The following is a 22,561-nucleotide window of genomic DNA, read 5'->3' on the forward strand; positions in this document are numbered from 1 at the left end:
TGGCTGTGCTCGTTCCTCGCAAAGTTTATCCAAGCATTTTGTGCCGTTTAGCACGGCGTTAATTTCAATACGGAAGTCATGAGCAATACCTTAAAAGTAATTGAAGAACTGATTGAACAAGGTGAAGCATTTACCTTCCAAAATTTTTGTTCCGGATTTTCACAATACGGGAATCCAAATGCGTACTCTGAGGAATGGATAGTTTGGCAATCTAGAGCAAAAACATTCATAAATGCTAAGTTTGGTGAAGATTCGGTTCCTGCGCATACTCTGGAACGTGGTCTTGGAATTAGGGTTTTAGGTAATGGCCAAGAAAGGTTTACTAATGCTAAAACGCTAATTCTCAGTGCTCTAAAGGCAGCCAGAGCGAGCATTGCCGATGAAGTTCTACCTGAAGTTGGCGCAGTTGAAGTTAGTGCTGAAGGCGTTCCTCGTTCAAATAAAGTTTTTGTTGTGCATGGGCATGACGAGAAAGCAAAGCATGAGTTAGAAATATTTCTTACTGAATTAGGCTTGGAACCTGTTGTACTCCACAGACAGGCCGATGAAGGTAATACAATTATTGAAAAATTTGAGAAGCATAGCGATGTAGGATATGCGTTTATATTGCTAACTCCCGATGAAATCGCATACTTATCTGCTGAGTCAGATTTGCCAGAAGGAGAGAGGAAGCTGGAGTTACGAGCAAGGCCAAATGTCATCTTTGAGTTTGGTTATTTCGTCGGGAAGCTTGGTCGGTCTAGAGTGTGCTGCTTACATACAGGTGCAGTATCGCTGCCCAGCGACGTAAGTGGTTTAGTGTATAAATCGTTTACAAATAGTATTGAAGAAAGTGGTTATTCAATAATCAAAGAGCTCAAGGCCGCTGGGTATAATGTGGCGGTGTGAACTTAACAAGTGGCTGCTAGGGACTGCATTACGCTACGCTCCATGCAGCCCCAGAGCCAAGCGTTATACATTTTGGAGTTTGCGTGAGAGATAGTGTTCTAAAAAAGATATTCTTTAAAAGTGATAAATCCATTGGGTATGGTAAATGGTTGAAATTAACACTATTAGAGGCATATTTAGGTGAGCAACTATTAGAAATGCTACTTTCTTTTTCTTCTTACCAAGAAGACCAAGAATTTGAACTTTATTCAGGAACAGCCTCTTTTGGTTATAAAACATCTAATTTGGAAGATTTTATAGCTGCAACGCTTATTAATAAATGGCTATGTAAACATATTACAGAACTACTTCATGTAAAGTTTCTCAAGCATTATGAGTTACTGAGGTGTCACCCCGCTACCGAGCACAGTGATATTCAATATGAAATTAATCCCGAGAAAGTATATTTACTAACTGAATTAAAGCTTTCATATAATACTATTTGGGTTACTTTAAATTTAATAGTTGATGTAATAGTTTACGTATTATCTGGAAGTCTTGTTGCTGCGTTGACTACTGGAGCGTTTGTCGAGTTTATCCGACGATTTAAGTTCTAAATGTATAACAAGGCGTTTAAACGGAACTAAAACAGTTGGTTAGGTTCCGCTTCGCTTCACATTATAACCAACAATTTTAGTTCGCTTAACGCGGCGTTAGGTCGTGTCGCATAAATTCGCTTTGTCACTAGGACATTAGGGTGAACAACATTGTTACCCCATGCCTTCAGCCGTTTTTCAACTAAAACACGCCATTATCATTCCGAATATCGCCACCGCTAATCAGTGAGTAGAATCGCATAAAGGTATCAAGCGCCTGAATTGAGTCCCAATGTTCAACAATGCGACCATCGTCAAGGCGCCAGGTATCGATAATATTCATGCCTTTTTCATCATTGCCCCTATCATCTTCCTCTAAAGTGGCATGTGAGTGAAAGATAACGTAATCGCCATCAACATAGATGTGTTTTACGTCATAAGTGTAGTCGGGATATTCTTCAACAAACTCTTTCAAAAAGCCCACTAAACCACTGACTTTGTCAGGCAGGTTGCGGTTGTGCTGAATATATGCACTATCATTATAGTGCTTTAAAATGTAGTCGAAATCATGGTTGTTCATCAAATTCTGAACAAAATCCGTAACCAAGGCGGCGTTTGCAAGCTCTTGCTCTGTCCAATTGGGTTTTTGTAATGATTGCAGATCAATAACCAGTTTTTCAGCATTTTGTGCAAATGCGCTAGTACTTGCCCATATTAACAGTATCGATGCAATGATTTTCCACATAATTAGTTCCTCTCTATGTATTTGTTTGAAGTAATCACCATTTGAATTCCATAGTATATAATAGTAACCTACACTACAAGAAGGCACCAAAATGTAACATAGGTACTTTTTGGTAACCCATAGATAGAAGCTAGTAAGAGGGCTGCAACGTGAACGCGAGTAACAAACAATCGAATGTGATAGGCACGGAGAAAGTCGAAAGACGGGTATTTAACAACAACGACGATTGCCCCATTCGTAATGTAGTGGCACAAATTGGTGACAAATGGTCTATGTTGATTTTATTTTCTCTCGTCGAAGGCCCTGATAGATTTAATGCCTTGAAATCCAGAGTAGTAGGTATATCACAGCGCATGCTCACACAAACACTACGTGACCTTGAGCGAGAAGGGTATGTTACTCGAACCGTCTACCCCGAAGTACCAGTAAAGGTGGAGTACGAGCTTACAGAAATGGGGAGAGGGCTAGTCAAACCCTTGTATGAGTTAGTTTCGTGGGCGCAAGTAAACCATAATGAAATAAAACGCTCACGAAAAGCCTACGATAACAGAAATTGAATTTACATAAGTGTGAACAAATGTGATGGGATTGACATCATTTGGGTATTCGGTCCCTCCTAGTTCAGTGCTGAAAGCGGTCCGAAAACCAACCTAACCAAGCAATCTTGCGGAACTCCGTGAGCTGTCACGTTTTGTGCAGAGCACAAAAAAGCGCCATCTCACTCCGTCCGCAAATTGCGGCGTTATGTGTAAGCGCGTATGAACATGGAGTGGTCTCAAATCGAAATATTCAAAGGTATTGATCTAAATGATTCATTTGTTCTGAATTGGAGTCACGAGAATGACCATTTGTCTTTCGAGTTAGAGGCAAGCATTTGGCCCGAGTCAGAGCATTACACCGCTCCCAAGAAAGATGAGCATACATGTTACCGGAAAGCGACTCTTGAATTTGTGGGCGTAAAGAATATAAGTGGCTTGAAATCAAAAGAGTCCGTCCAGTCAACCACAGATCCAGATGGCTCTATTGACTATGGAAGCATTGATGACCTCAAGGAACTAGATGGTTCATTTCTTGTAATAGGTGATTTTGGCTCGGTCACAATCCAAGGCGGACAACTCCGATTTGAAATCCACACATAACAAGTCAATTAACCACGAGCCTTCGGCGCCGGACGCAGCAAAGCTGCGCCGGTTATTGAGGCGTTATAGCGAATGAAGTATTCTATTAGCCTTTTGTTAATCTTGATAGCTGTAATCTATGACATCAGATACTTGAATGATGAGCTTTCAGTTAGCTTTTATAAAGTCGTTCTCTTTAATCTTGGTCTATTGTCCTTGGCGCTAGTTATATTTGATTTATACGGTAAAAATCAAAGGGGCTTTTTGTGGGGAGGTATATTATTTACTGCCATAGCATTAAGAAGTTTTTATCTTTTTTATGAACTAACTGTAAACGGCAACGTCAGCATTTTGGCAAACGATCTTTATTATGGTCGTGGGGCATTCCTTATCAATCACTTAGGTGTTACCGGTCACATATTTTTATTTTTACTTGTTGGCATGGTGTGCTTAGCTATTGGCGGGTACATGTTAAAATTCGCTATAACAAGGCAATTAAAAACGGACGCGTAAAGCTTGGCTCGCGCTCGTACCTCGCTAATTTTAGCCAAGCATTACTTGCCATTTATTGCGGCGTTATAACTACTCGTCAGCTCGGCTTTAGTATCGATATCACGGAGAAATAAAATTAATAAACTAATCACAAAAGAACACAAGCTGCTATTGGTTTTATGTATATCAATGCTAATTGCTATTTTTATTGTTAAATGGGCAAATGAAGATAGTCCAATTTATAGACCGCTTATTCAAGATATGCGTTTAGTTGACTCAGTTAAAATCGCAGATGTGTTAGATCAAGAGCGTATTTACTATTATGCCGATGTAAAAAACCATATGCTTTATGTAAACCAAGAACAGTCAGAGTTAGCTCGTGTCTCACTTGCAAAAATCGGTATTGTCATTGAGTATCCAGAAATTACTAAACACAGTGATCTGAATAAAGCTTATGATGCATTTATTCAACAAAAGAAATTGGAAGAAGAAACCGGAAAAATATGGCAGAAGCCATGGTTCTTTAAAGTAGTTAAGTTAGTTATGGGCGCTCTTGTAATTATTGTTCTAATTCTTGCGGTAGTACGCCCAGCTCTTGCGTCAATAATTTATGACGAAGATGAAAAGTAGTTATAACAAGCCATTGCAGTGCGGGACTTTTAACCGTTGGCTTTCCTCACTGCGTTCGTTATTTTAGCCAACGATTAAAAGCCCCTGAATGGGGCGTTATGCCTAAAGGAAGAATCGTGGAAATAACCGAAGAAAATAAACTAGAAGAAATTCTAAGGTTGGCAGCTGACGAGCCAGCCCATCGACCACAATTCTGTGAAGTTCTACTAAGTTCTCAGGTATTTTTACTTGGTACAACGGGAGTTTCAGGCACGGGCGGAGAAGTGGATCTCGAAGCTGGTAGTAAAATTCAGATACAACATTGGGAAAAAGCAGATGGCTCACCTGTAATTCCTTTCTTTTCTTCGCTAGAAGTGTTGCAAAAATCAATCAATAGCGAAGAATCATATTTGGCCCTACCAGTACGTTCTTTGTTTGAAATGACGCAAGGAGCTACGCTATTTCTTAATCCAAAATCCGACTATGGAAAAGAATTTGTTCCTGAAGAAGTTGCACATTTGTTATCTATTGGTATCAGTCAGGCTCCATCCCAGAGAGTGGTAGAGAAAGAAACTAAGGTACTACTGGGGCAACCTTCTAATTACCCTTCAAAGATGGTTGACTCATTGACCCAGCTATTGGCAAAACATGGCAGTGTTAAAAAAGCTTATCTGGCACTCATGCATGACACATCTGTTGATGAGAAACCTCATCTAATAGTTGGCATAGAGGCAGATGGTGATATTGAAAAGGTTATGAGAGAGGCTGGCGCTGTAGCTGGCGATACCGCGCCCGAAGGCGAGCCTGTTGATCTGTATAGGGTCAATGAAAATGATTCTGGCCTTAGCCAGTACTTTATAAATCAAACTAAGCCATTCTACGAGAAAAAATGGGGTTCAAAGCTCAAATCGTGGTTTGGCGTAGGTAAGGCATAACAAGGTGCTGCTAGGGAAAAACCTACGCTGCGCTTCGGTTTGCCCCAGAGCACGGCGTTAGGGCCCATTCGGAATGATATCAAGGATAGTGACATATATTTTTACTGGATTTTTCGCTGCTATTTTCATGGTAAGCGGTCTTGCTATTATATTTGGCTTTGCTCTTATATCCTTTGGTATGTTATCGGGGTACCAACCAGATTTCGGTGAGTTATCAGTATATGAGGTTGTAGTAGTTTCAATTTCATTATTAATTACCGGTCTGGCCATGCTAGGCGTTGGGGCCCCCTTTTTTATTTGTATATATTTGGAGAGGTACTTGCTTAACCACTGTAAATCTAAGGGTATAGGTATTGAGACGCTATATTTTAAGCACCCATATAGTTGTCGAGAGTTACATGACTATACATCAAATGTAAGTGATGCATGGGTAGCAACTGATGCAGGTAAATCATTAAACAAGCTTGTAATTATTCTTAAACGTATTTCAAATTCTAGCTTTTTCACGCTATTGATTTTGTTTATGCTAGCTATGGTTGCAGCGGTTTTTTATGTGCAGCTTGTTAAATCTTAGCTATTGGCCCTAACAAGTGCCTCAACCAAAGGACGCAAAACAAAAATAAACGAGACACCCACTTTTATTTGCTTGTTTTTTGGTCATTGCCTATCTTTTAATTATCTGGTCAAAAGGTAGGCAGCTTGATGGCAACGGCACGTAAAAGACAGGTAAGTTTGGTTGATACTAAATATTATCACTGTATTTCACGGTGTGTTCGCCGTGCATTTTTGTGTGGGGATGACACGATAACGGGTAAAAGCTATGAACACCGTAGGCAATGGGTAGAAGATAAGCTACTCGCGCTTGCCAAAGTATTTTGTATCGATGTATGTGCTTATGCGGTGATGAGTAATCATACCCATGTTGTGTTGTATGTGGATGATAAAAAAGCGAAAAGACTAAATGATAAAGCGATACTTATTCGCTGGCATAAGCTATTCAAGGGCACGCTGCTGACACAAAAATACCTACAAGGCGATAAGTTAGATAAGGCGCAGCAATTCTTTTTAAATCGCACTATTGCAGATTATCGAGAGCGACTGGCGGATATCAGTTGGTTTATGCGCGTCCTCAATGAAGATATAGCCAGAAAAGCCAATAAAGAAGATAACTGTACAGGTCGTTTTTGGGAAGGGAGATTTAAATCTCAAGCACTGCTAGATGAAGCTGCACTGGCAGCATGTATGGCGTATGTTGACCTAAACCCCATCAGAGCGAAAATGGCAAAAACACCAGAAGACTCTGACCACACCAGCGTTCAAAAACGCCTTGATGCCGTAAAAAATAACGCCGAGAAAGAGGCAAAACAGCCCAAACAACTCGCTCGCTTTGCAGGCAGCCCCAGAAAGCACATGCCTAAAGGAGTTCCCTTTGAATTAAAGTCTTACTTAGAGCTAGTTGAACTCACCGGCCGCTGCATGCGAGAAGACAAGCGCGGGCATATAGAGCAGCGCACACTGCCTATTTTAGAGCGATTAAACATAGCCCCCGAAAACTGGCTAAAGCTCACCACACAATTTACTAAAGTGTTCAAAGGGCCTGTCGGTCGGCCCAATAAGCTTGACGGCTACTACGCACATTTAGAAGTAAAGCGGCGAACTGGCATCAGTCATTGTGAACAGCTTTTCGGCTAAAGCACAATTTCAATCCAAAACCTTCAACCACACTCATGCTGACAAAGTAGGCCAAGCTGCGCCTAGCACTTTGCAATCAAGCCTTAAAACCTAGAGTAAGCCTAAAAAATAATGCCCGCAAAGGCCTAAATATTCGCAGAATAGATATTTTCGATGTGAAAACATCAAAGGAACTGGCATTACACGTTCACCTTTTGATAATTTAATAATGGCTGTCTATATTGTTTCGTCTGTCTATATTGTTTCGTCTGTCTATATTGTTTCGTCTGTCTATATTGTTTCGTCTGTCTATATTGTTTCGTCTATATTGTTTCTTAAATATTTTTGCGCTTATTGGTTTATTACTATTTGTCGCACTATTACAACCTCAATTGTTAATTGAGGCATTTAACCCAGTCACAACCAATATCCCATTAATTGGTTTAAGTCTTGCTTTACTTAACAATTTAAAGCAATCTAGTCAGAGCTAAATGTATATATAACAAGCCAATTAAGTGTGGGACTGCTAAATTTTGGCTCGGTTTCGCTTTGCTACACAATTTTAGCCAAGCATTTTGTTCCGCATATGCGGTTGTTAGCACTACAAGGAGATAGCATGCACAAATCTATACCATTTTTACTTTTAATTATTTCATTAGTTTCTTTTTCACTGAAAGCTGAAAATTATGATTATGAGATAAATAAAGTCGAATATAAAAACTTAGTTGCTAACTTATACTTACCAAAAACAGAGAAAAAACTTCCTGTAGTAATTGCCTTTGGTGGCTCTGAGGGCGGATTAGATACTGGTAATGCAAATGGAGAAATGATCGCACCTCACGGTGTTGCTGTATTAGGACTAGCTTATTTTAAAGAAAAAGGTATTTCTCAAACGCTAGATCAAATACCAATGGAGTATTTCATTGATGCAATTAACTATTTGGAAACTCACCCTTTAATAGACTCATCTAGAATTGGTGTGGTTGGTGGCTCTAGAGGTTCAGAGGCTGCATTTTTATTAGCAAGTATGGATTCCCGTATAAAATCTATAGTTGTTACAACTCCAAGTAAGGTTGCTTGGTATGGTCTAACAATACCGAAGTCAGCTTGGACAATTGAAGGTCAAGATATACCAGCTTTAGGCCTAGAGTTGGATTCAAATGCTAAGTTAATCGACAGATTCACTGTTGCATTAGAAAATAAAACTAACGTCAATAAATCCTTATTTAAATTTGAAAATATTAATGGTCCAATACTTTTGATTTCAGCAGAAAGTGATCAAGTTTGGCCGTCTTTTCAAATGTCTAAAGACATAGAAGTTTATTTAAAAAATAAGCAGTTTAAGCATAAAGTAGTACATAACTCTTATAAAACAGGCCACGGTTTCAGCCAAGAGACAGCCCCAGAAATTAAAAAATCTATAATTAATCACTTTGTGAGTACATTGTAGTGCTAAAAAGCCGTTTAAAAGGAAAAAAACAGTTGGCTTTTGCTCGTTCCTCGCTTATTTTAGCCAACAACTTGTTTGCCTCTTAACGAGGCGTTAGCTAATAATTCAATATGGGATGTATATGAAAAAGATAAGTGTATTGATAGCACTGTTATTGATAGTGAATAGTGCTCATGCGAAGGATATCTCATGCTCTGGAAAAGTAAGTATGTTAATGGCTGAGCATATTAGTTGTAAAGATAGCAGTAACAAGAAACAGTTTGCTTTTAAATTAGAAGGGACGACATCATGGAAGTGTAGTGGTAGTGATACCGCATCATCTCTGTTGTTAGCCGCTAAAGTGGCTGAAAAGCCACTTACCATTTATATGGATGATGCAAATGGCGCAACATGCTCTACTCATAATGGATATTTAAAAGTTAGTTATATCATCCTTTATTAGCTAACAAGTGCCTAACCCAAAAGGGACGCAAAACTGCAGGCTGCGCTCCTTCGTCGCTAATTTTACCCTGCTATTTAGCGCCGGTTAGGTAAGCGTTAGCACTTTTAATGAATATCGAGATATCTGGATGATAGATTTTTCAATTTTACCTGTGTTTTTTACTGCAATTTTCTTTCTGGCCATATCACCTGGCCCAGATTTAGTTCTTATTTCTACTTACTCTTCGACGAAGGGCGTTCAAGCGGGGGTCATGGTAGCTATTGGTGTCTTTTTCGCCGGTATTTTTCAAACTTTACTCGTGGCTTTAGGTTTAGGGCAATTGATGCAATCAATGCCTTTCTTTGCGTATGTTATAAAAATTGTTGGTGCCCTATATTTGAGTTACTTAGGTATAAAAATGTTAAGAAGTTGGTACCGCAATAATCAACAAACCTCTAACACTCAATTTAGTAGTGAAAATTTAACCGACTTAAGCTTGATAAATAAGGGGTTATTAAATAACCTGCTTAACCCAAAGGCTTTATTGTTTTTTAGTCTGTTTTTACCTCAATTTACAACGGGAACAGGCTCACTTTCAGTCCAAATTTTAATACTTGGAGTTTTGCTTAGTAGCTTTGTTTTATTAGTAAACTGTGCATTTTCAGTAACATTTAGCCAATTTGGTAAATTAGTTAGTAAAAAGTTTAACTCAGGCCGCCACATAGATGGGCTATTAGGTTTTATCTTTTTAGGTTTAGCAACTCGCTTAGCTACCAGTAAATAACAAGTGCTAACAAGGCCTTAAAGTCGGATTAGTAGCAGTTTGCTCGGTTCCACTTCGTTTTACATTTTAGCAAACTGCTACTCACCGCTTTATGCGTGCGTTAACTATTACAAGGAGATTTTTGTGTCGAAGTCAGTATCAGATATATATTCCGAGATTGAGAATAAAAAAAAAGCCAAACGTAAAAAAATCAAATTAGGTATTCTAGCTTTTGTTGTTCTGTTCATCGTTTATAAATTTTTAACAGGAAGTGTTAGCTTTACAAAAGTCTATTCTCTTAGCCCAGAAAATTTAGGGCTCCAAGGATTTTTTCTCGTCAGAAACTCTATTAATAACTACCGACTAGAAAATGATAGGGTCAAAGAAATATTGAAAGGTGCGGGTTTCACTTACAAAGAGTTCACAGGTTTGGTTACAATTGAAACTTTTGTGCCAAATGATGGTGGTTATATCGATCTTGAGTTTACTTCAAAAAATACCGAGGTTGATTGGGAGCCAATTTATCAAGCTATTACTCAAGATATTGTGGATAAAGCGATAGCTAACAAACAAATCAACGCGGACTAAAAGAGCTTGGCTTCGCTTTTATAACCAAACTTTAAAGTCCTTTATTTGAGTGTTAACTATCATCAGGAAAAACCAATGCACATATTCACTTCGCTAGATATTGAATCATGCCGCAAAACCATAGCAGGCGAAGGGGCAAATCGTGTGTCTTTTGTTTACCATCTGAAAATAAGCGATATAGATGGTTATAAGACATGGCTGAATGAAAGTGAGCATAGCTTTAGTGGTAAAAGATTATACCGAGTTAAGGCAGACCCTGTTGCTCGAGAAGGAATGCTGGTAGATGAAATTCTGATTGACGAATTTTACTCAGTACAAAAGGGCCTCGATTTTTTGTCCACCCTCGGTGGTGCTCTAGAGCGGTTTTGTTCTGAGTATGCCATCTTAGTGATTAAGCCAGAACCACCGATTGTTTTTCATTTGGTCAAGTGGATATCACGGCTTATTCGGTTATTCAAAGGGACTACTGATAAAGGCACACCTAGCGCTAATTGGAGCGCAGAAAATATTGCTGTTTGGCCAGATGACAAGCAAATGGAAGTAGCAAGAGCCCAAAATCTTGACGAGACACTTTTTGTCTACAACTTAAATAAATATAAGCCGGTCGCCCAGTACAGTGACGTTAACGAAGGCAGTAAAAATGTCAGCGGAAAGGAGGCATATGATCGCTATTCCAAGATAGCAGGTTTTGAATTGCTCAGAAGAGGGGCGTACCCAGTTTATGGTGGAAAGCCCATTTGTATATTCAGCAGTGATAAGGATTGTATGCTGGCACAGCACTGGGATCATTTTATATTTGTTCGTTATCCTCAGCGGCGTAACCTTCTGGCTACGATTGAAAGTGAAGAATTTAACAAAGGTGAAGTTCACCGCGATGCAGGGCTTCAACGTGTCGCAATTTGCATGGGCAAAGAAGCCTAACAAGTCGCTACACACAAAAATTACTCGCTGCGCTTTTAATTTTCAGGTGAACAAGACGTTAGGCTTTTATAAGATCACTGAGGGAAAATTAAATTGTTATATATTTTTGGTGGCTTGCCCGGTACAGGTAAGTCAGAGCTATCTAAATACTTGTCTGAAACTATAGGTGCTGTTTATCTACGTATTGATACGATTGAACAAACCTTAAAAAACCATGCTATTAAACAGATTTATGACGAGGGCTATCAGGTTGCCTCAACTATAGCATCAGAAAATTTAAAGCTTGGGCAGTCAGTTGTTGCTGATTCTACAAATCCAGTAAATGAGTCACGAGAGTTGTGGAGAAATACAGCAATTAGTGCTAGTGCCCAATTTATTGAAATTGAAATTATTTGCTCTGATCTGAAAGAACATAAACAAAGGATAGAGACTAGAGTTTCTGATATACCAGAGTTACAACTTCCAACGTGGAAGAGTGTTATTGAACGTGAATACCATCAATGGACGACTGAAAGAGTGGTTGTTGATACGGCAGGTAGAACTTTAGAGCAAAGCAAACATGTTTTAATGAATGCTATTGGTTTGTCAGCACGAGCAAAAACCTAACACTATGAACCTTCTCCCAATTCTTTTTAGCTGCTTTTAAGCAGCTAATCTGTAGTGGCAATGCTTAAACCTATTCAATTTTATTACGTCGGTTAGCCGTTAAAATTGTTTGCCGTAAACACGATAGGGACGTTACGCGGTAGTCTCTTATCTCGTCTCATTGCTGCCTAAATGAGTTATTACTGAGGTAGTTTTCGGCTACTAGACAATCATAGATTAACCATAATTTGGAACACAAGGGGGCTCATTCGCCCAGTTAGTTAAAGGTGCATAACGCAGTTATCAGCTAAGGTGGACGTTTAGTTGTCAATTTGACCTAGATTGGACCTAAATACTGTACGCCAGTATAATGCCACATCTTCTTATGTTGCAGTTATCGTTATAATCGAACGGTGATAACGCTAAATAAAATAGATGTTTTCATAAATAACTTTATAAGGAAAAGTACGTGCGTGTACTAATACTTATCGCTTGTGCATTTATATTGATTAACCTTAGCGCTTGTGGCTCTACTGGAATTGTTCGAGTCAGCGAAACAAAGTTATACAAAGCGGAAATGAACGGTTTAAAACTATACCGTAGTGGTAATTATGAACAAGCTTTTGAGCTGCTCAAAGAGCCTGCGCAGATGGGTTACAAAGGCGCACAATATGTATTGGCTTTTATGTTTTTAAAGGGGCAGTATGTTGAACAATCCACCGTGTTAGGTATGGGGTGGCTTGGAGTTGCAAAAGAAGCCGACGTAAAAGATTGGAACATACAGTTTGACAAGTTTTACGCAGTAGCCCCAGAGGGGTTAAAAACTAAAATTGATGCAAAGGTGGCACAATACATCGCACAATTTGGTTTAAAAGCGCAAAACGTTACGTGTAAAAAGTCATTGAATACATCGACGAAAAGAGTTGATGTTAAATGTGATAACTATGAAGGAATAGGTCAACTGTACGAAATAGAAATGACAGAAACACAGTAAACCAGCTCAAGTAATATCTAAGCTTTTAGTAAGGGACAAAAGGATTAAAAATTATGAAATGTAATATAGTAATCATCGCTGCCGCACTATCTAGTAGTTCAGTATTTGCGCAGAGTGAATTTAATAAAACACATACAATTTACTTTGACAATGTACTCGATGGTCAGCTAGTAAATCAGCAATCAATGGACATAGATTTTAAAGGTACAAACGAGCGCTTTGTAGCTAAAACAGATGCCGAAATCTTATCAGGTAGAACAAGTGCAGATACGCAGTTAGTACATTTTGAAATTAGCAAACCTGATCACAGCGAAATGATGTATTTTACAGGTGCGTTAAGCGACACGGCATATTCGGGAACATGGCATTCAAATAAAGGAACTCGTGGCGATTGGAATCTTGTTCTTAATCCACAAAATCAATTTTCAAGCTGTAGAGACATACTTCAAGCAGGTGTAAGCACAGGTGATGGTGTGTACGATATCGTTGGTGATAATGGCGACCTACTGAGTGTTTATTGCGATATGACAACAGATGGTGGTGGTTGGACGTTAGTAGGGAGCTTTCCTAAAAACCATGCTGGTGGGGTTAAAAACATAACACAATATTCAGATGAGCCTGAAGCATCACCATATAACCCGAGTAAACTTTGGATGTACAAAGGGAGTCTATCAAGATTTATAGATGTGAGAGAGCAAATTGCCTGTTCTCAAGCACAATGTGCCGACGGTAAAGCGGTGTATGGTGTGAACTTCTCTACATTTGAACTTGAACAAGTAAGGACAACCTGGGCGTATCAAGATAAAGTTGCTGCAATGCCTATGAGAGCAGATCAACCAACTTGTAGAACAGGGTTAAACAATCCTAACTCGTCGTATGCTGGTTGCTCTAACCCAAGTTATGTTACTTATACGAGCACTGATACTTATATTGGCTGGCAAGGTGATGTTCATGGCGGATATTGCTGGGTAGCGCGTGGTACTTACAAGCCGAACTCTTTAGGTTCTTCCTTATGTAAAGGTGTGGAGCCAAATGGCTCTAAATGGGCGCTTTTGTGGATGCGTTAATACTTAGAGCCTAAGTGAGATAGAGGCGAGTTGTGACTGATAGTACATTCGTCTCTAATTCACTATCAAAAAGCGATGATAGCAAGCATACCTAGTACCGTGTATATAATACCAAAGTTAAAAGAAAACTTTGCATACCAGGATGGAATCACCAACTGATTTGAATTTTGCTTTGTAAGTTTGCCAGCAAGCCAAAATCCGTATATCCAGCCTATGACATTGTGTGTGATGTAAAAAGTGGGCAACAATATTTGCCATTTTGAAAACGGTAAATAAAGCAACGCAAAAATTGAGACAATAGCCCAAACAAGCTCAATGATTGAAGTGATAGCAGTAACAGGTGTGACTGGATTGTTAGGTGCGCTCAAGATATAACGGGCTTCATAAATTATGATAAGTCCAATTAATAAGCTTAAACCTAGATAAACCTCAATCATGGAACGCTCCTTAAAAGAGGGCAGCTGGGCACAGCTACCCAATTTAATTTACACAATTACATTGCGTTATATTCATCTTCCCAGAAGAACTTTTCTTCACCGAAAGCGGGTTTTAAATCATTCAACCAAGTTGCCTTTTCATCATATTGAGCAAAGAAGGGTTGTTGAACCCAGTCAGGGTTACGCGCTTGAATAAAGCGCAATACAAACACTTTTTCACCGTGGATCTGTGCCACACCAGAAATTTCAACTTTACCAGGTCCTGCACTCATTGAAGGGCCACGTACAGTTCTGCTGACACCAGATACATTCTTATAGGCGTCGCGGAAGATCTCCCATGTTCTATATAAAGGCAGTTCAAAGTAGCGTTTAGCACCGGTATCACGTTCAATAAACATGTAATACGGGATCATGCCCATTTGTGTTTGTTCTTTCCACATGTCGCTCCACATTTGTGAGTCAACATTAATATTATTAAGCAAAGGCGCTTGTGTTCTAATTTGGGCACCGGTCTTACGAATAAGTCGAATTGCTTCTTTGGTAATGTCTGTGCGAAGTTCTTGCTTGTGATTAACATGGGCCATGATAGATACATGCTTACCCGCATTTACGAGTTCAGCTAAGAGCGCTAGTAGTTCTTTAGCATCGGGGTCTGTTACATATCTAAATGGCCAAAAGGTGAGTGACTTGGTGCCTATACGTATGGTTTTAATGTGATCAAAACGTGGCTCTGTTAACGCTTCTAAATATTTACGTAGTTTAACCGTACGCATCACCATAGGGTCACCGCCGGTCATCAACAGATCGGTTACTTCCTTATGTTCTGCTAAATAATTGTGTAACAGATCCTCATCGTTATTATTAAAGCGGGTTGCTTTGCCAACGAACTGAGCCCATCTAAAACAGAAAGTACAATATGAATGGCAATATTGCCCTTGTGAAGGAAAAAATAGCACGGTTTCTTTGTATTTGTGCTGAATACCTTCTACGCGTTCTCCACCATACTCTGGGACATTCTTTTCCATTTGCCCAGCTGGATGTGGGTTAAGTCTATGGCGGATCTGAGTTGCGAGCTGAAAAACTTCTTCAGCAGTATGAGAGCGCTTTAAAAGGGCAGCCATTTGCTCGTAAGACTCGTCGTCAAGCATGCCGCGCTGTGGAAAGGTCAGTTGAAAAACAGGATCGTTTGGTACCTTATGCCAATCAATCAATTCTTCAATCACAAAGTTGTTAACACGAAACGGAAAAACATTTGCGACGACTTTCATTTCAAAACGTAAATGCTCGGGGAGTTTATCTAGCTGTTCAATTTTGTCGATTTGACGATGTTGGTAAACGGTAAACCTTGGCGCTTGATACGCTTGTGCAGGCTGTAATTTGACGGTTTGCTGCATAAATCCTCGTACTTTTACTCGTTGCTGTAAAAGCGATACATTGTAACAGATTTTGTTGTGTAATTTCGAACTTTGTAGCTAACTTAGCAACAATTAAGCCACAACACCGTTGCCGTGGCTTGCTAAATGCTAGTATTGTTGTTTGTCTATAGCATGATAGATTGCATCCGCAAGTTTATGAATATCTTCAGTTGATGATATGTAGGGCGGCATTATGTAGATAAGTTTGCCAAATGGCCTGATCCAAACCCCCTTACTTATAAAAAACCTCTGTATTTTAGCGACATCAACCGCTTTGTCTACTTCAACAACACCAATAGCGCCTAGTATTCTAACGTTAACGACAGACGTTAAACTTTCACAGCGTTTGAGTTCCGCCATGGCTAAATTAACTCTATTAATATGTGCTTGCCAATTGTTTTCTAATAATAGGTCTATACTTGCATTTGCTACTGCGCAAGCAAGAGGGTTGCCCATAAAAGTTGGGCCATGCATCAATACACCGGCTTCCCCTTCACTAAGACCAACAGCTACTTTTTCGTTGGTAAGTGTTGCGGAGAGGGTCATCGTCCCGCCTGTCAGCGCTTTACCAATACACATTATATCTGGCGCGATACCAGCATGCTCACAGGCAAACATTTTCCCTGTTCTGCCAAACCCAGTGGCGATTTCATCAAGTATGAGTAACACATCATACTTATTACATAATTGCCTCACCTTAGCTAAATAGGAGGGGCTATAAAAATTCATGCCACCAGCGTTTTGCACAATGGGCTCTATAATGAATGCAGCGACATGTTGATGGTGTTCTAAAAACGCTTGTTCAAGGGAGTCTAATTCTTGTTGCGATGGTTGTTCATCAAATTTAGCTTTAGGTGCGGCTACAAAAATATGTTCAGGCAAAAAACCTTGATACATGCTGTGCATAGAGTTGACCGGGTCACACACACTCATGGCCGCAAAAGTATCCCCGTGATAGCCTTTTTGGGCAGTCATCAGTTTATTTTTACCTTTATGGCCTTTACTAATCCAATATTGAAGCGCCATTTTTATCGCGACTTCAACACTTACCGAGCCGCTGTCAGCAAGAAAAACTCGGTCTAGCGTTTTTGGTGTAATACTAATGAGCTTTTTGCATAGTTCAATAGCTGGGGCATGGGTAATTCCGCCAAACATAACGTGGCTCATGGTACTCGCTTGCTTGTGAATCGATGCGACTAGTTTTGGGTGGTTGTAGCCATGAATAGCGCTCCACCAAGATGCCATTCCATCTATTAACACGTCACCTGTATCGAGGTAAATTTTGTTTTCACTGGTATGCGTTACGCCGTATGACGGAAGTGGGTTGAGCATGGATGTATAAGGATGCCAAATATGCTTTTTATCAAATTCTTTATCAATTGCTGTAAAAGTGTCCATTGGTAAACCTAAGGTAACTGGTTGGCGTTGACAATACTACGACACAAAGTAGACTAAGCCAATCATCGTCAAGTTAACTGCATTATTTTTGAGCAGAATTTTATAAAAAAGAGAATATAGACATGGCTACAGTTCGTCACGATTGGACTCATCAAGAAGTAAAAGCATTATTTGAAATGCCGTTCAACGATTTATTATTTAAAGCTGCCAGTATTCACCGTGAGAACTTTAACCCTAATGAGGTGCAGATCTCAACGCTACTATCAATTAAAACCGGCGCATGCCCAGAAGATTGTAAGTATTGCCCTCAATCGGGTCATTACAAGACCGACCTTGAACGAGAGCGCTTGATGGAAGTTGAAAAGGTTGTAGAGCAGGCACGACTAGCAAAACAAAAAGGTGCAACACGTTTTTGTATGGGCGCAGCATGGTCAGACCCAAAAGATAGAGACATGCCCTACATTGAAAAAATGGTCAAGGAAGTAAAAGAGCTCGGTCTTGAAACCTGTATGACACTGGGGATGCTCGATAACGACAAAGCACATGCACTTAAAAGTGCGGGCCTAGACTATTACAACCATAACTTAGACACATCACCTGAGTATTACCAACAGATCATCACTACTCGAACATATCAAGACCGTTTAGACACCATTGACAACGTGCGCGATGCAGGCATGAAGGTGTGCTCTGGCGGTATCGTAGGCATGGGTGAGCAAGCCGCAGACCGTTTTGGCTTGTTAATGCAGTTGGCTAACTTGCCTCAGCAACCAGAAAGTGTGCCGATTAATATGTTAGTAAAAGTGAAAGGTACGCCGCTTGAAGATGTTGAAGATTTAGACCATTTTGAGTTTGTTCGTACAATTGCTGTTGCTAGAATTATGATGCCGAAAAGCTATGTTCGCTTATCTGCAGGTCGTACAGCAATGAATGAACAAATGCAGTCTATGTGTTTCTTTGCTGGCGCAAATTCAATTTTCTATGGGGATAAGTTGCTAACCACAGAAAATCCAGAAGCTGATGCTGATATGAACTTACTTAAAAAGTTAGGCATGAAGCCTGAAGAGCGCCATGATTACTCAGACGAAGCATATGAAGCCTCGTTGTCTTCTGCGATTGCCGATAAGGCGACTTCTGAGCTGTTTTACGAAGCAAATTAATGGCCTTTGAGTATATCAAGCAAAGCTTGGCACTGCGAAAGCAACAAGCTTTATTTAGACAGCGGGCGCATGTGCAGCAAAGTAGTGCGCGTAAGATTACCATTGCAGGCAAAACATATCTTAATTTTGCCAGTAACGACTATCTTGGACTCGCTGATACGCAATGTGACAATATATCCTGCGCAACGGGGAGCAGAAGCTCCGCATTGGTCACTGGTTATCAAATTTGTCATAAACGACTTGAAGATAAGCTGTGTGAATTGTTAGGCTTTGAATCTGCGTTGCTATTTAGCACAGGGTTCAGCGCTAATTCTAGTGTGTTGAAGACCTTGTTTAACGAAATGAGCCCAACGCAAAGCAGTGCAATATTTCAAGATAAGCTTAATCACGCCAGTTTAATCGATGGTGCATTGCAAAGCTCGGCAAAGCATGTGCGTTTTAATCATAATGATATGGCGCACTTAAGAGCTAGGCTTGAAAAGTCATCCGCCCAGAACAAACTTATTGTGAGTGAAGGTGTGTTCTCAATGGACGGAGACACTGCACCACTTGATGAATTATATCGTTTAAGGCAGCAGCATAATGCGTGGTTGATGTTAGATGACGCACACGCGTTTGGTGTGCTGGGTAATGACGGCTTAGGTTCATGCCAATTACATCCCAGCAAGCCAGATATTTTAGTGATTACATTTGGTAAAGCTATGGCTAGCCAAGGTGCAGCAGTGTTGGGTAGTAAGGCGTTTATTGACTATTTGTTGCAGTTTAATCGCGAGTACATTTATTCAACAGCCATGTCTCCTTTAATGGTTAATGCTGCTTCATTTCAACTACAACGATTGCTTGATGCTCATGCTCAAAGAGATAAATTAAATACCAACATCAATATGTTTAAGCGATTATGTGACGAAGCGCATATTGCGGTTATGCCCTCTGATACACCTATCCAGCCCGTTGTGTTGGGAAGCGCAGAAAATGTGCTAGAAGTACAACGGGGATTACAAGAAAATGGCATATGGTTAAGCGCAATTCGTCCGCCAACAGTACCTGAAAACACGGCTCGACTGAGGATCACTATAACGGCGGCGCACCAAGAGCAAGATATTGCTGAGTTAGTTAGACACTTAGAGGTGCAATTATGAATGCAATAACACAGCAGGTTGGGTTATCGCATTCAGGTGTGAAGCAACATACGGCTGAAAGATTCTCAAAAGCTGCTAAGCAATACCAACAACATGCACGCGTGCAGCAACAAGCTGCAAGTCGTTTGTTTGCATTGTTAAAAAATGATTATGACTGTTTGTTGGACTTGGGAGCTGGGCCGTTATTGCATCATGAGTACTTAGCTAATTGTGCATCCAACGTATTAAGCATAGATTTAAGCCAAGGTATGTTGAGCCAAGGGCCAGAAGATACGTGGCGTGTATGCGCTGACATGGACAATTTGCCATTGCAAAGTGCCAGCATTAGCGCGATTTTTTCAAATTTTGCAATTCAATGGAGTGAGTCGCCAGCACAGTTGTTCAAAGAATTAGCAAGGGTGTGTAAGCCAAATGCTCACGTGGTACTGTCATCTGTGTTGGACGGCTCGTTAAAAGAAATAGCATACGCATGGCAAGTGCTAGATGATCGATGCCATATAAATCAGTTTTTGACGTTGCAGCAATTAGAACTGTTTGCTAAACAGGCTGGTTTTGAAATCAAGCGAGCGCAGCAAGTTTGCCTTAAAGACTGTTTTTCAAGTGCAAAAGATGCATTCAAATCAGTTAAAAGTATTGGTGCAAACCAGCTACAAAACCAAAGTACTCAATATGCTGGACTTATGGGCAAAAAGCGTTACGAAAGATTACTTACAGGCTATCCACTTGAACATAATCAAGCGGTGGTAAGCTATGAAGTCGCAATTATGGAATTAGTGAAATTATGAGTGCATTTTTTATTACTGGCACAGACACTGAGGTTGGCAAAACGCATATTACGGCATTATTGCTCAAATTCTTGGCACAGCACAAACGCAAAGCGATAGGTTTTAAACCAATCGCGGCAGGGGCCGAAGAAGCTTTTGGTCAGTTAGTGAATGATGATGCTTTGACGCTTATGGAATCGTCGTCAGTTCATGGTAAGTATGAGCAAGTTAACCCAATATGTTTTGAACCGCCAATTGCACCACATATTGCAGCTCAACAAGCGGGCGTAGAAATCACTTTGGACAACCTGAGCCACTATTATCGTGAGCTGGCAAAACTTGGTGCTGAGTTTACGCTAGTTGAAGGGGCTGGTGGTTGGGCATTACCAATTAATGACACACAATATCTTTGCGACTGGGTACAAAAAGAGCAGCTGCCAGTTATATTGGTTGTGGGTATGAAGCTTGGTTGTTTAAATCACGCGATTTTGACCAGTCATGCACTCAAGGCGCAAGGCGTTAAATGTGTTGGTTGGATAGCCAATCAAGTTGACCCAAACATGGCTAATTTTGATGAAAACTTAGATAGCTTGCGCAAAAGACTAGAAGCCCCTTTGTTAGCCGTGGCACCCTATAGCGAAGAAAAAGCCAAACTTCAGATATACGCGGCATTAACCGATTTGTTGGGGATTAAACTACAAGGCTAATGATGGTCATTAGCCTTTGTACACACCTCTATTCAGTTGTTGAGTTTTGACTTAGGTAGTTAGGTAAAAGCTCTTCAACTATTATTTTTGCAGGGATGGTATAACGCACTCCGTTAAACATAACCGATGTATGCTCATTGATTCCTGTGATGCCAGTTAAAGTCCAGCCTTCACCTCGTTCAGGGCACAATACCTTAGTGGTTGGGGGAATAACCTTAAAATCGTCCGACATAAAAACTCCGCGTTAGACTTATTTTTACGCTCTAGTTTATACTAATTTCGCCAATTGCCAATTGAGAACCTAAAGTTATGCAGCTATTCACATCGAGGCTCATGCTCAAGCCAATCACTTATCGTGATATGACAACACTGCATACGCTATTAAACGACCCCTTAATCTCCAAATTCAACGATTATGGCGAGTCTATCTCATCCTCTGAAATAAAAGCGTTAATCCAATGGGATTTAGAGCAAAGCTACCTTGGTTTAGGCGTGAGATTAAGCATTAATTGCGAAACTAGTGGCATGATAGGGTGTATTGGGCTTTATGAGTATAACCGCGAGTTGAGTGAAGTTTATCTTGGCTTTGAGTTATCCCCCTTACATTGGGGGCAAGGTATTATGCGCGAAGCAATAGAATGTGTAATAACCAATATCGGCCAACTTATTAATATAAATCGTGATATTAAACTATTGGCGCGGGTTCAAGTGAAGAATTTACGTTCCGTTAAGTTATTAGAACGGCAAGGATTTATAAAGCTAGAAAACAGCGAATACAGTAAATTAGTGTCACTTTAAAGAGGTTTATAGCGTGGTGTTTTTAACCTTATTGTATCGATTGCAACTTGTTGCTAAGCAAGCGTACGAGTGAATCCACTGTTGCACTGTCATCATTCAATCCTACTAGCAATGTCATAAAGTAACAGTCCATCATGATGTCAGCTTTGTGCACATCGTATGGCTGGCCTGCAAACAACATTTTTTTAAACGCTTCGAGCTGAGCAGAGAAGTATTCTTGCTGCCAAATAATGCCAGACAAAAGCTCTTTACTAAACTCGCGATTACTTAGGTAAAATTGATAAAGATACTTTGCGTAGTGCCTAAGTCTAAGCCTTGGGGTATGTAATTTCTCGGTTTCAGATGCTTGCAGCAAAACTTGCTCAATCCGCTCGTGCATTGCTGTTTTTAAAATATCTAGCTTAGTGGGAAAGTGAGAAAACACGGTGCCTGTAGCAACTTGTGCAGATTGTGAAATTTGCCGAGTAGTTGTTTGTGCATAACCGTGCTCTATGAATAAGTTCCAGCTAGCATCAAGTATACGTTGTTTGGTTGATGATTTTTTATTCATATTACTTCCAGTAAGTTAGAGGTATTTAGTCTAGCATAGGCGTAAAAAATTATATATTGCACTTGAAATTGAGCGCGCTCATAATTCATAATGAGCGTGCTCAATTTTGCAAAATTCAATTTAAGGATGGTGTAGTATGAATATTTTAGGATACGTGTTGTTTTTACCATTTCTCTACTTTTACAGTTATATTTTAGGTCCAGTATTGAAATGTGTTTTGATACCTGGTGGGCTGGCAGTATTGATGTTGATTATGGGCCCTAAAGAGTTTTTTCATTACATGAAGTTAGCTAAACAAGCACCTTCATCGCACAAACCTGCCGAACTAACATAGTTTTACTGCTCGGATTAGTTTAAAATTGGGTTTTTAG

At 40.0% G+C, this 22,561-nt stretch carries 30 protein-coding genes; 24 read left to right on the forward strand and 6 right to left on the reverse strand.

Features of this window, described 5'->3' with window-relative positions; all coding sequences use genetic code 11:
* Positions 1-78: 78 nt before the first annotated feature.
* Complete coding sequence (locus HG263_RS00610; RefSeq protein WP_171624156.1) at positions 79-888, forward strand: TIR domain-containing protein; 810 nt, start codon at positions 79-81, stop codon at positions 886-888.
* Between the two features lie 83 nt (positions 889-971).
* Positions 972-1,484 (forward strand): hypothetical protein, encoded by a 513-nt coding sequence (locus HG263_RS00615; RefSeq protein WP_171624157.1) that lies wholly within the window; start codon positions 972-974, stop codon positions 1,482-1,484.
* A 181-nt stretch (positions 1,485-1,665) separates the two neighbouring features.
* Here the strand turns inward: HG263_RS00615 and HG263_RS00620 are convergent, their stop codons facing one another.
* On the reverse strand, positions 1,666-2,208 hold the full coding sequence (locus HG263_RS00620) for a nuclear transport factor 2 family protein (protein WP_171624158.1): 543 nt from the start codon (positions 2,206-2,208) through the stop codon (positions 1,666-1,668).
* Positions 2,209-2,357: 149 nt separating this feature from the next.
* Here HG263_RS00620 and HG263_RS00625 point away from each other — a divergent pair, with 149 nt between their 5' ends.
* The 16 genes from HG263_RS00625 to HG263_RS00700 all read left to right on the forward strand — a co-directional run bounded on the left by HG263_RS00625 (position 2,358) and on the right by HG263_RS00700 (position 13,822).
* Positions 2,358-2,765, forward strand: coding sequence for a winged helix-turn-helix transcriptional regulator (locus HG263_RS00625; RefSeq protein ID WP_343043934.1), 408 nt, complete (start codon positions 2,358-2,360; stop codon positions 2,763-2,765).
* A 207-nt stretch (positions 2,766-2,972) separates the two neighbouring features.
* The gene (locus tag HG263_RS00630) at positions 2,973-3,347 is read left to right on the forward strand and encodes a hypothetical protein (protein WP_216628322.1); all 375 of its coding nucleotides are present in this window, start codon (positions 2,973-2,975) and stop codon (positions 3,345-3,347) included.
* Between the two features lie 72 nt (positions 3,348-3,419).
* Positions 3,420-3,839, forward strand: a complete 420-nt coding sequence (locus tag HG263_RS00635; protein WP_171624159.1) for a hypothetical protein — start codon at positions 3,420-3,422, stop codon at positions 3,837-3,839.
* A 168-nt stretch (positions 3,840-4,007) separates the two neighbouring features.
* Positions 4,008-4,448, forward strand: coding sequence for a hypothetical protein (locus tag HG263_RS22625; protein ID WP_171624160.1), 441 nt, complete (start codon positions 4,008-4,010; stop codon positions 4,446-4,448).
* Between the two features lie 116 nt (positions 4,449-4,564).
* Positions 4,565-5,362 carry an enhanced serine sensitivity protein SseB gene (gene sseB / locus HG263_RS00645; RefSeq protein WP_216628323.1) on the forward strand — a complete coding sequence of 266 codons (798 nt, stop codon included), beginning with the start codon at positions 4,565-4,567 and terminating at the stop codon, positions 5,360-5,362.
* An 88-nt stretch (positions 5,363-5,450) separates the two neighbouring features.
* Positions 5,451-5,936: a hypothetical protein gene (locus HG263_RS00650; RefSeq protein ID WP_171624162.1), complete on the forward strand. Its 486-nt coding sequence runs from the start codon at positions 5,451-5,453 to the stop codon at positions 5,934-5,936.
* Positions 5,937-6,064: 128 nt separating this feature from the next.
* The gene (locus HG263_RS00655; RefSeq protein ID WP_171624163.1) at positions 6,065-7,054 is read left to right on the forward strand and encodes a transposase; all 990 of its coding nucleotides are present in this window, start codon (positions 6,065-6,067) and stop codon (positions 7,052-7,054) included.
* 254 nt (positions 7,055-7,308) lie between these two features.
* Positions 7,309-7,524 (forward strand): DoxX-like family protein, encoded by a 216-nt coding sequence (locus HG263_RS22215; RefSeq protein WP_343043954.1) that lies wholly within the window; start codon positions 7,309-7,311, stop codon positions 7,522-7,524.
* Between the two features lie 125 nt (positions 7,525-7,649).
* Positions 7,650-8,483, forward strand: coding sequence for an alpha/beta hydrolase family protein (locus tag HG263_RS00665; protein ID WP_171624164.1), 834 nt, complete (start codon positions 7,650-7,652; stop codon positions 8,481-8,483).
* A 121-nt stretch (positions 8,484-8,604) separates the two neighbouring features.
* Positions 8,605-8,925, forward strand: a complete 321-nt coding sequence (locus tag HG263_RS00670) for a hypothetical protein (RefSeq protein ID WP_171624165.1) — start codon at positions 8,605-8,607, stop codon at positions 8,923-8,925.
* 127 nt (positions 8,926-9,052) lie between these two features.
* Positions 9,053-9,688, forward strand: coding sequence for a LysE family translocator (locus HG263_RS00675; RefSeq protein WP_171624166.1), 636 nt, complete (start codon positions 9,053-9,055; stop codon positions 9,686-9,688).
* Between the two features lie 123 nt (positions 9,689-9,811).
* Complete coding sequence (locus HG263_RS00680; protein WP_171624167.1) at positions 9,812-10,255, forward strand: hypothetical protein; 444 nt, start codon at positions 9,812-9,814, stop codon at positions 10,253-10,255.
* 75 nt (positions 10,256-10,330) lie between these two features.
* A complete protein-coding gene (locus HG263_RS00685) occupies positions 10,331-11,176 on the forward strand; it encodes a Dimeric alpha-beta barrel (RefSeq protein ID WP_171624168.1) in 846 nt (281 codons plus the stop codon).
* A gap of 93 nt (positions 11,177-11,269) precedes the next feature.
* Positions 11,270-11,782 (forward strand): P-loop nucleotide/nucleoside kinase family protein, encoded by a 513-nt coding sequence (locus HG263_RS00690; protein WP_171624169.1) that lies wholly within the window; start codon positions 11,270-11,272, stop codon positions 11,780-11,782.
* A 448-nt stretch (positions 11,783-12,230) separates the two neighbouring features.
* Positions 12,231-12,755 (forward strand): SEL1-like repeat protein, encoded by a 525-nt coding sequence (locus HG263_RS00695; RefSeq protein ID WP_171624170.1) that lies wholly within the window; start codon positions 12,231-12,233, stop codon positions 12,753-12,755.
* A gap of 53 nt (positions 12,756-12,808) precedes the next feature.
* Positions 12,809-13,822, forward strand: coding sequence for a fibrinogen-like YCDxxxxGGGW domain-containing protein (locus HG263_RS00700; RefSeq protein WP_171624171.1), 1,014 nt, complete (start codon positions 12,809-12,811; stop codon positions 13,820-13,822).
* 65 nt (positions 13,823-13,887) lie between these two features.
* Here HG263_RS00700 and HG263_RS00705 read toward each other — a convergent pair whose 3' ends face one another.
* The 3 genes from HG263_RS00705 to bioA form a co-directional block, all read right to left on the reverse strand.
* Entirely contained in the window at positions 13,888-14,259 is a 372-nt protein-coding gene (locus HG263_RS00705; protein WP_171624172.1) for a hypothetical protein, read from the reverse strand.
* A 56-nt stretch (positions 14,260-14,315) separates the two neighbouring features.
* On the reverse strand, positions 14,316-15,653 hold the full coding sequence (locus HG263_RS00710; protein WP_171624173.1) for a KamA family radical SAM protein: 1,338 nt from the start codon (positions 15,651-15,653) through the stop codon (positions 14,316-14,318).
* 129 nt (positions 15,654-15,782) lie between these two features.
* Positions 15,783-17,072 (reverse strand): adenosylmethionine--8-amino-7-oxononanoate transaminase, encoded by a 1,290-nt coding sequence (gene bioA, locus HG263_RS00715; protein WP_171624174.1) that lies wholly within the window; start codon positions 17,070-17,072, stop codon positions 15,783-15,785.
* Positions 17,073-17,188: 116 nt separating this feature from the next.
* Here bioA and bioB point away from each other — a divergent pair, with 116 nt between their 5' ends.
* From bioB to bioD, 4 genes are read left to right on the forward strand one after another with little or no spacing between them, the layout of a single operon-like run.
* Complete coding sequence (gene bioB / locus HG263_RS00720; protein WP_171624887.1) at positions 17,189-18,232, forward strand: biotin synthase BioB; 1,044 nt, start codon at positions 17,189-17,191, stop codon at positions 18,230-18,232.
* Positions 18,232-19,371, forward strand: coding sequence for an aminotransferase class I/II-fold pyridoxal phosphate-dependent enzyme (locus HG263_RS00725; RefSeq protein WP_171624175.1), 1,140 nt, complete (start codon positions 18,232-18,234; stop codon positions 19,369-19,371). The genes bioB and HG263_RS00725 overlap by 1 nt, the downstream gene beginning before the upstream one ends.
* Positions 19,368-20,156, forward strand: coding sequence for a methyltransferase domain-containing protein (locus tag HG263_RS00730; RefSeq protein ID WP_171624176.1), 789 nt, complete (start codon positions 19,368-19,370; stop codon positions 20,154-20,156). Before HG263_RS00725 ends, HG263_RS00730 begins: the two co-directional genes overlap by 4 nt.
* Complete coding sequence (gene bioD / locus HG263_RS00735) at positions 20,153-20,842, forward strand: dethiobiotin synthase (RefSeq protein WP_171624177.1); 690 nt, start codon at positions 20,153-20,155, stop codon at positions 20,840-20,842. The genes HG263_RS00730 and bioD overlap by 4 nt, the downstream gene beginning before the upstream one ends.
* A gap of 28 nt (positions 20,843-20,870) precedes the next feature.
* On the opposite strand, the gene HG263_RS00740 is transcribed toward bioD, so the two are convergent.
* On the reverse strand, positions 20,871-21,074 hold the full coding sequence (locus HG263_RS00740; RefSeq protein WP_171624178.1) for a hypothetical protein: 204 nt from the start codon (positions 21,072-21,074) through the stop codon (positions 20,871-20,873).
* A 101-nt stretch (positions 21,075-21,175) separates the two neighbouring features.
* Between HG263_RS00740 and HG263_RS00745 the strand changes: the two genes are divergently transcribed.
* On the forward strand, positions 21,176-21,640 hold the full coding sequence (locus HG263_RS00745) for a GNAT family N-acetyltransferase (RefSeq protein WP_171624179.1): 465 nt from the start codon (positions 21,176-21,178) through the stop codon (positions 21,638-21,640).
* Positions 21,641-21,668: 28 nt separating this feature from the next.
* Here HG263_RS00745 and HG263_RS00750 read toward each other — a convergent pair whose 3' ends face one another.
* A complete protein-coding gene (locus HG263_RS00750) occupies positions 21,669-22,190 on the reverse strand; it encodes a TetR/AcrR family transcriptional regulator (protein ID WP_171624180.1) in 522 nt (173 codons plus the stop codon).
* A 136-nt stretch (positions 22,191-22,326) separates the two neighbouring features.
* Between HG263_RS00750 and HG263_RS00755 the strand changes: the two genes are divergently transcribed.
* The gene (locus tag HG263_RS00755; RefSeq protein ID WP_171624181.1) at positions 22,327-22,524 is read left to right on the forward strand and encodes a hypothetical protein; all 198 of its coding nucleotides are present in this window, start codon (positions 22,327-22,329) and stop codon (positions 22,522-22,524) included.
* Positions 22,525-22,561: the final 37 nt, after the last annotated feature.

Origin of the sequence: Pseudoalteromonas caenipelagi (assembly GCF_013140855.1) — a bacterium.
Lineage (GTDB): Bacteria > Pseudomonadota > Gammaproteobacteria > Enterobacterales > Alteromonadaceae > Pseudoalteromonas > Pseudoalteromonas caenipelagi.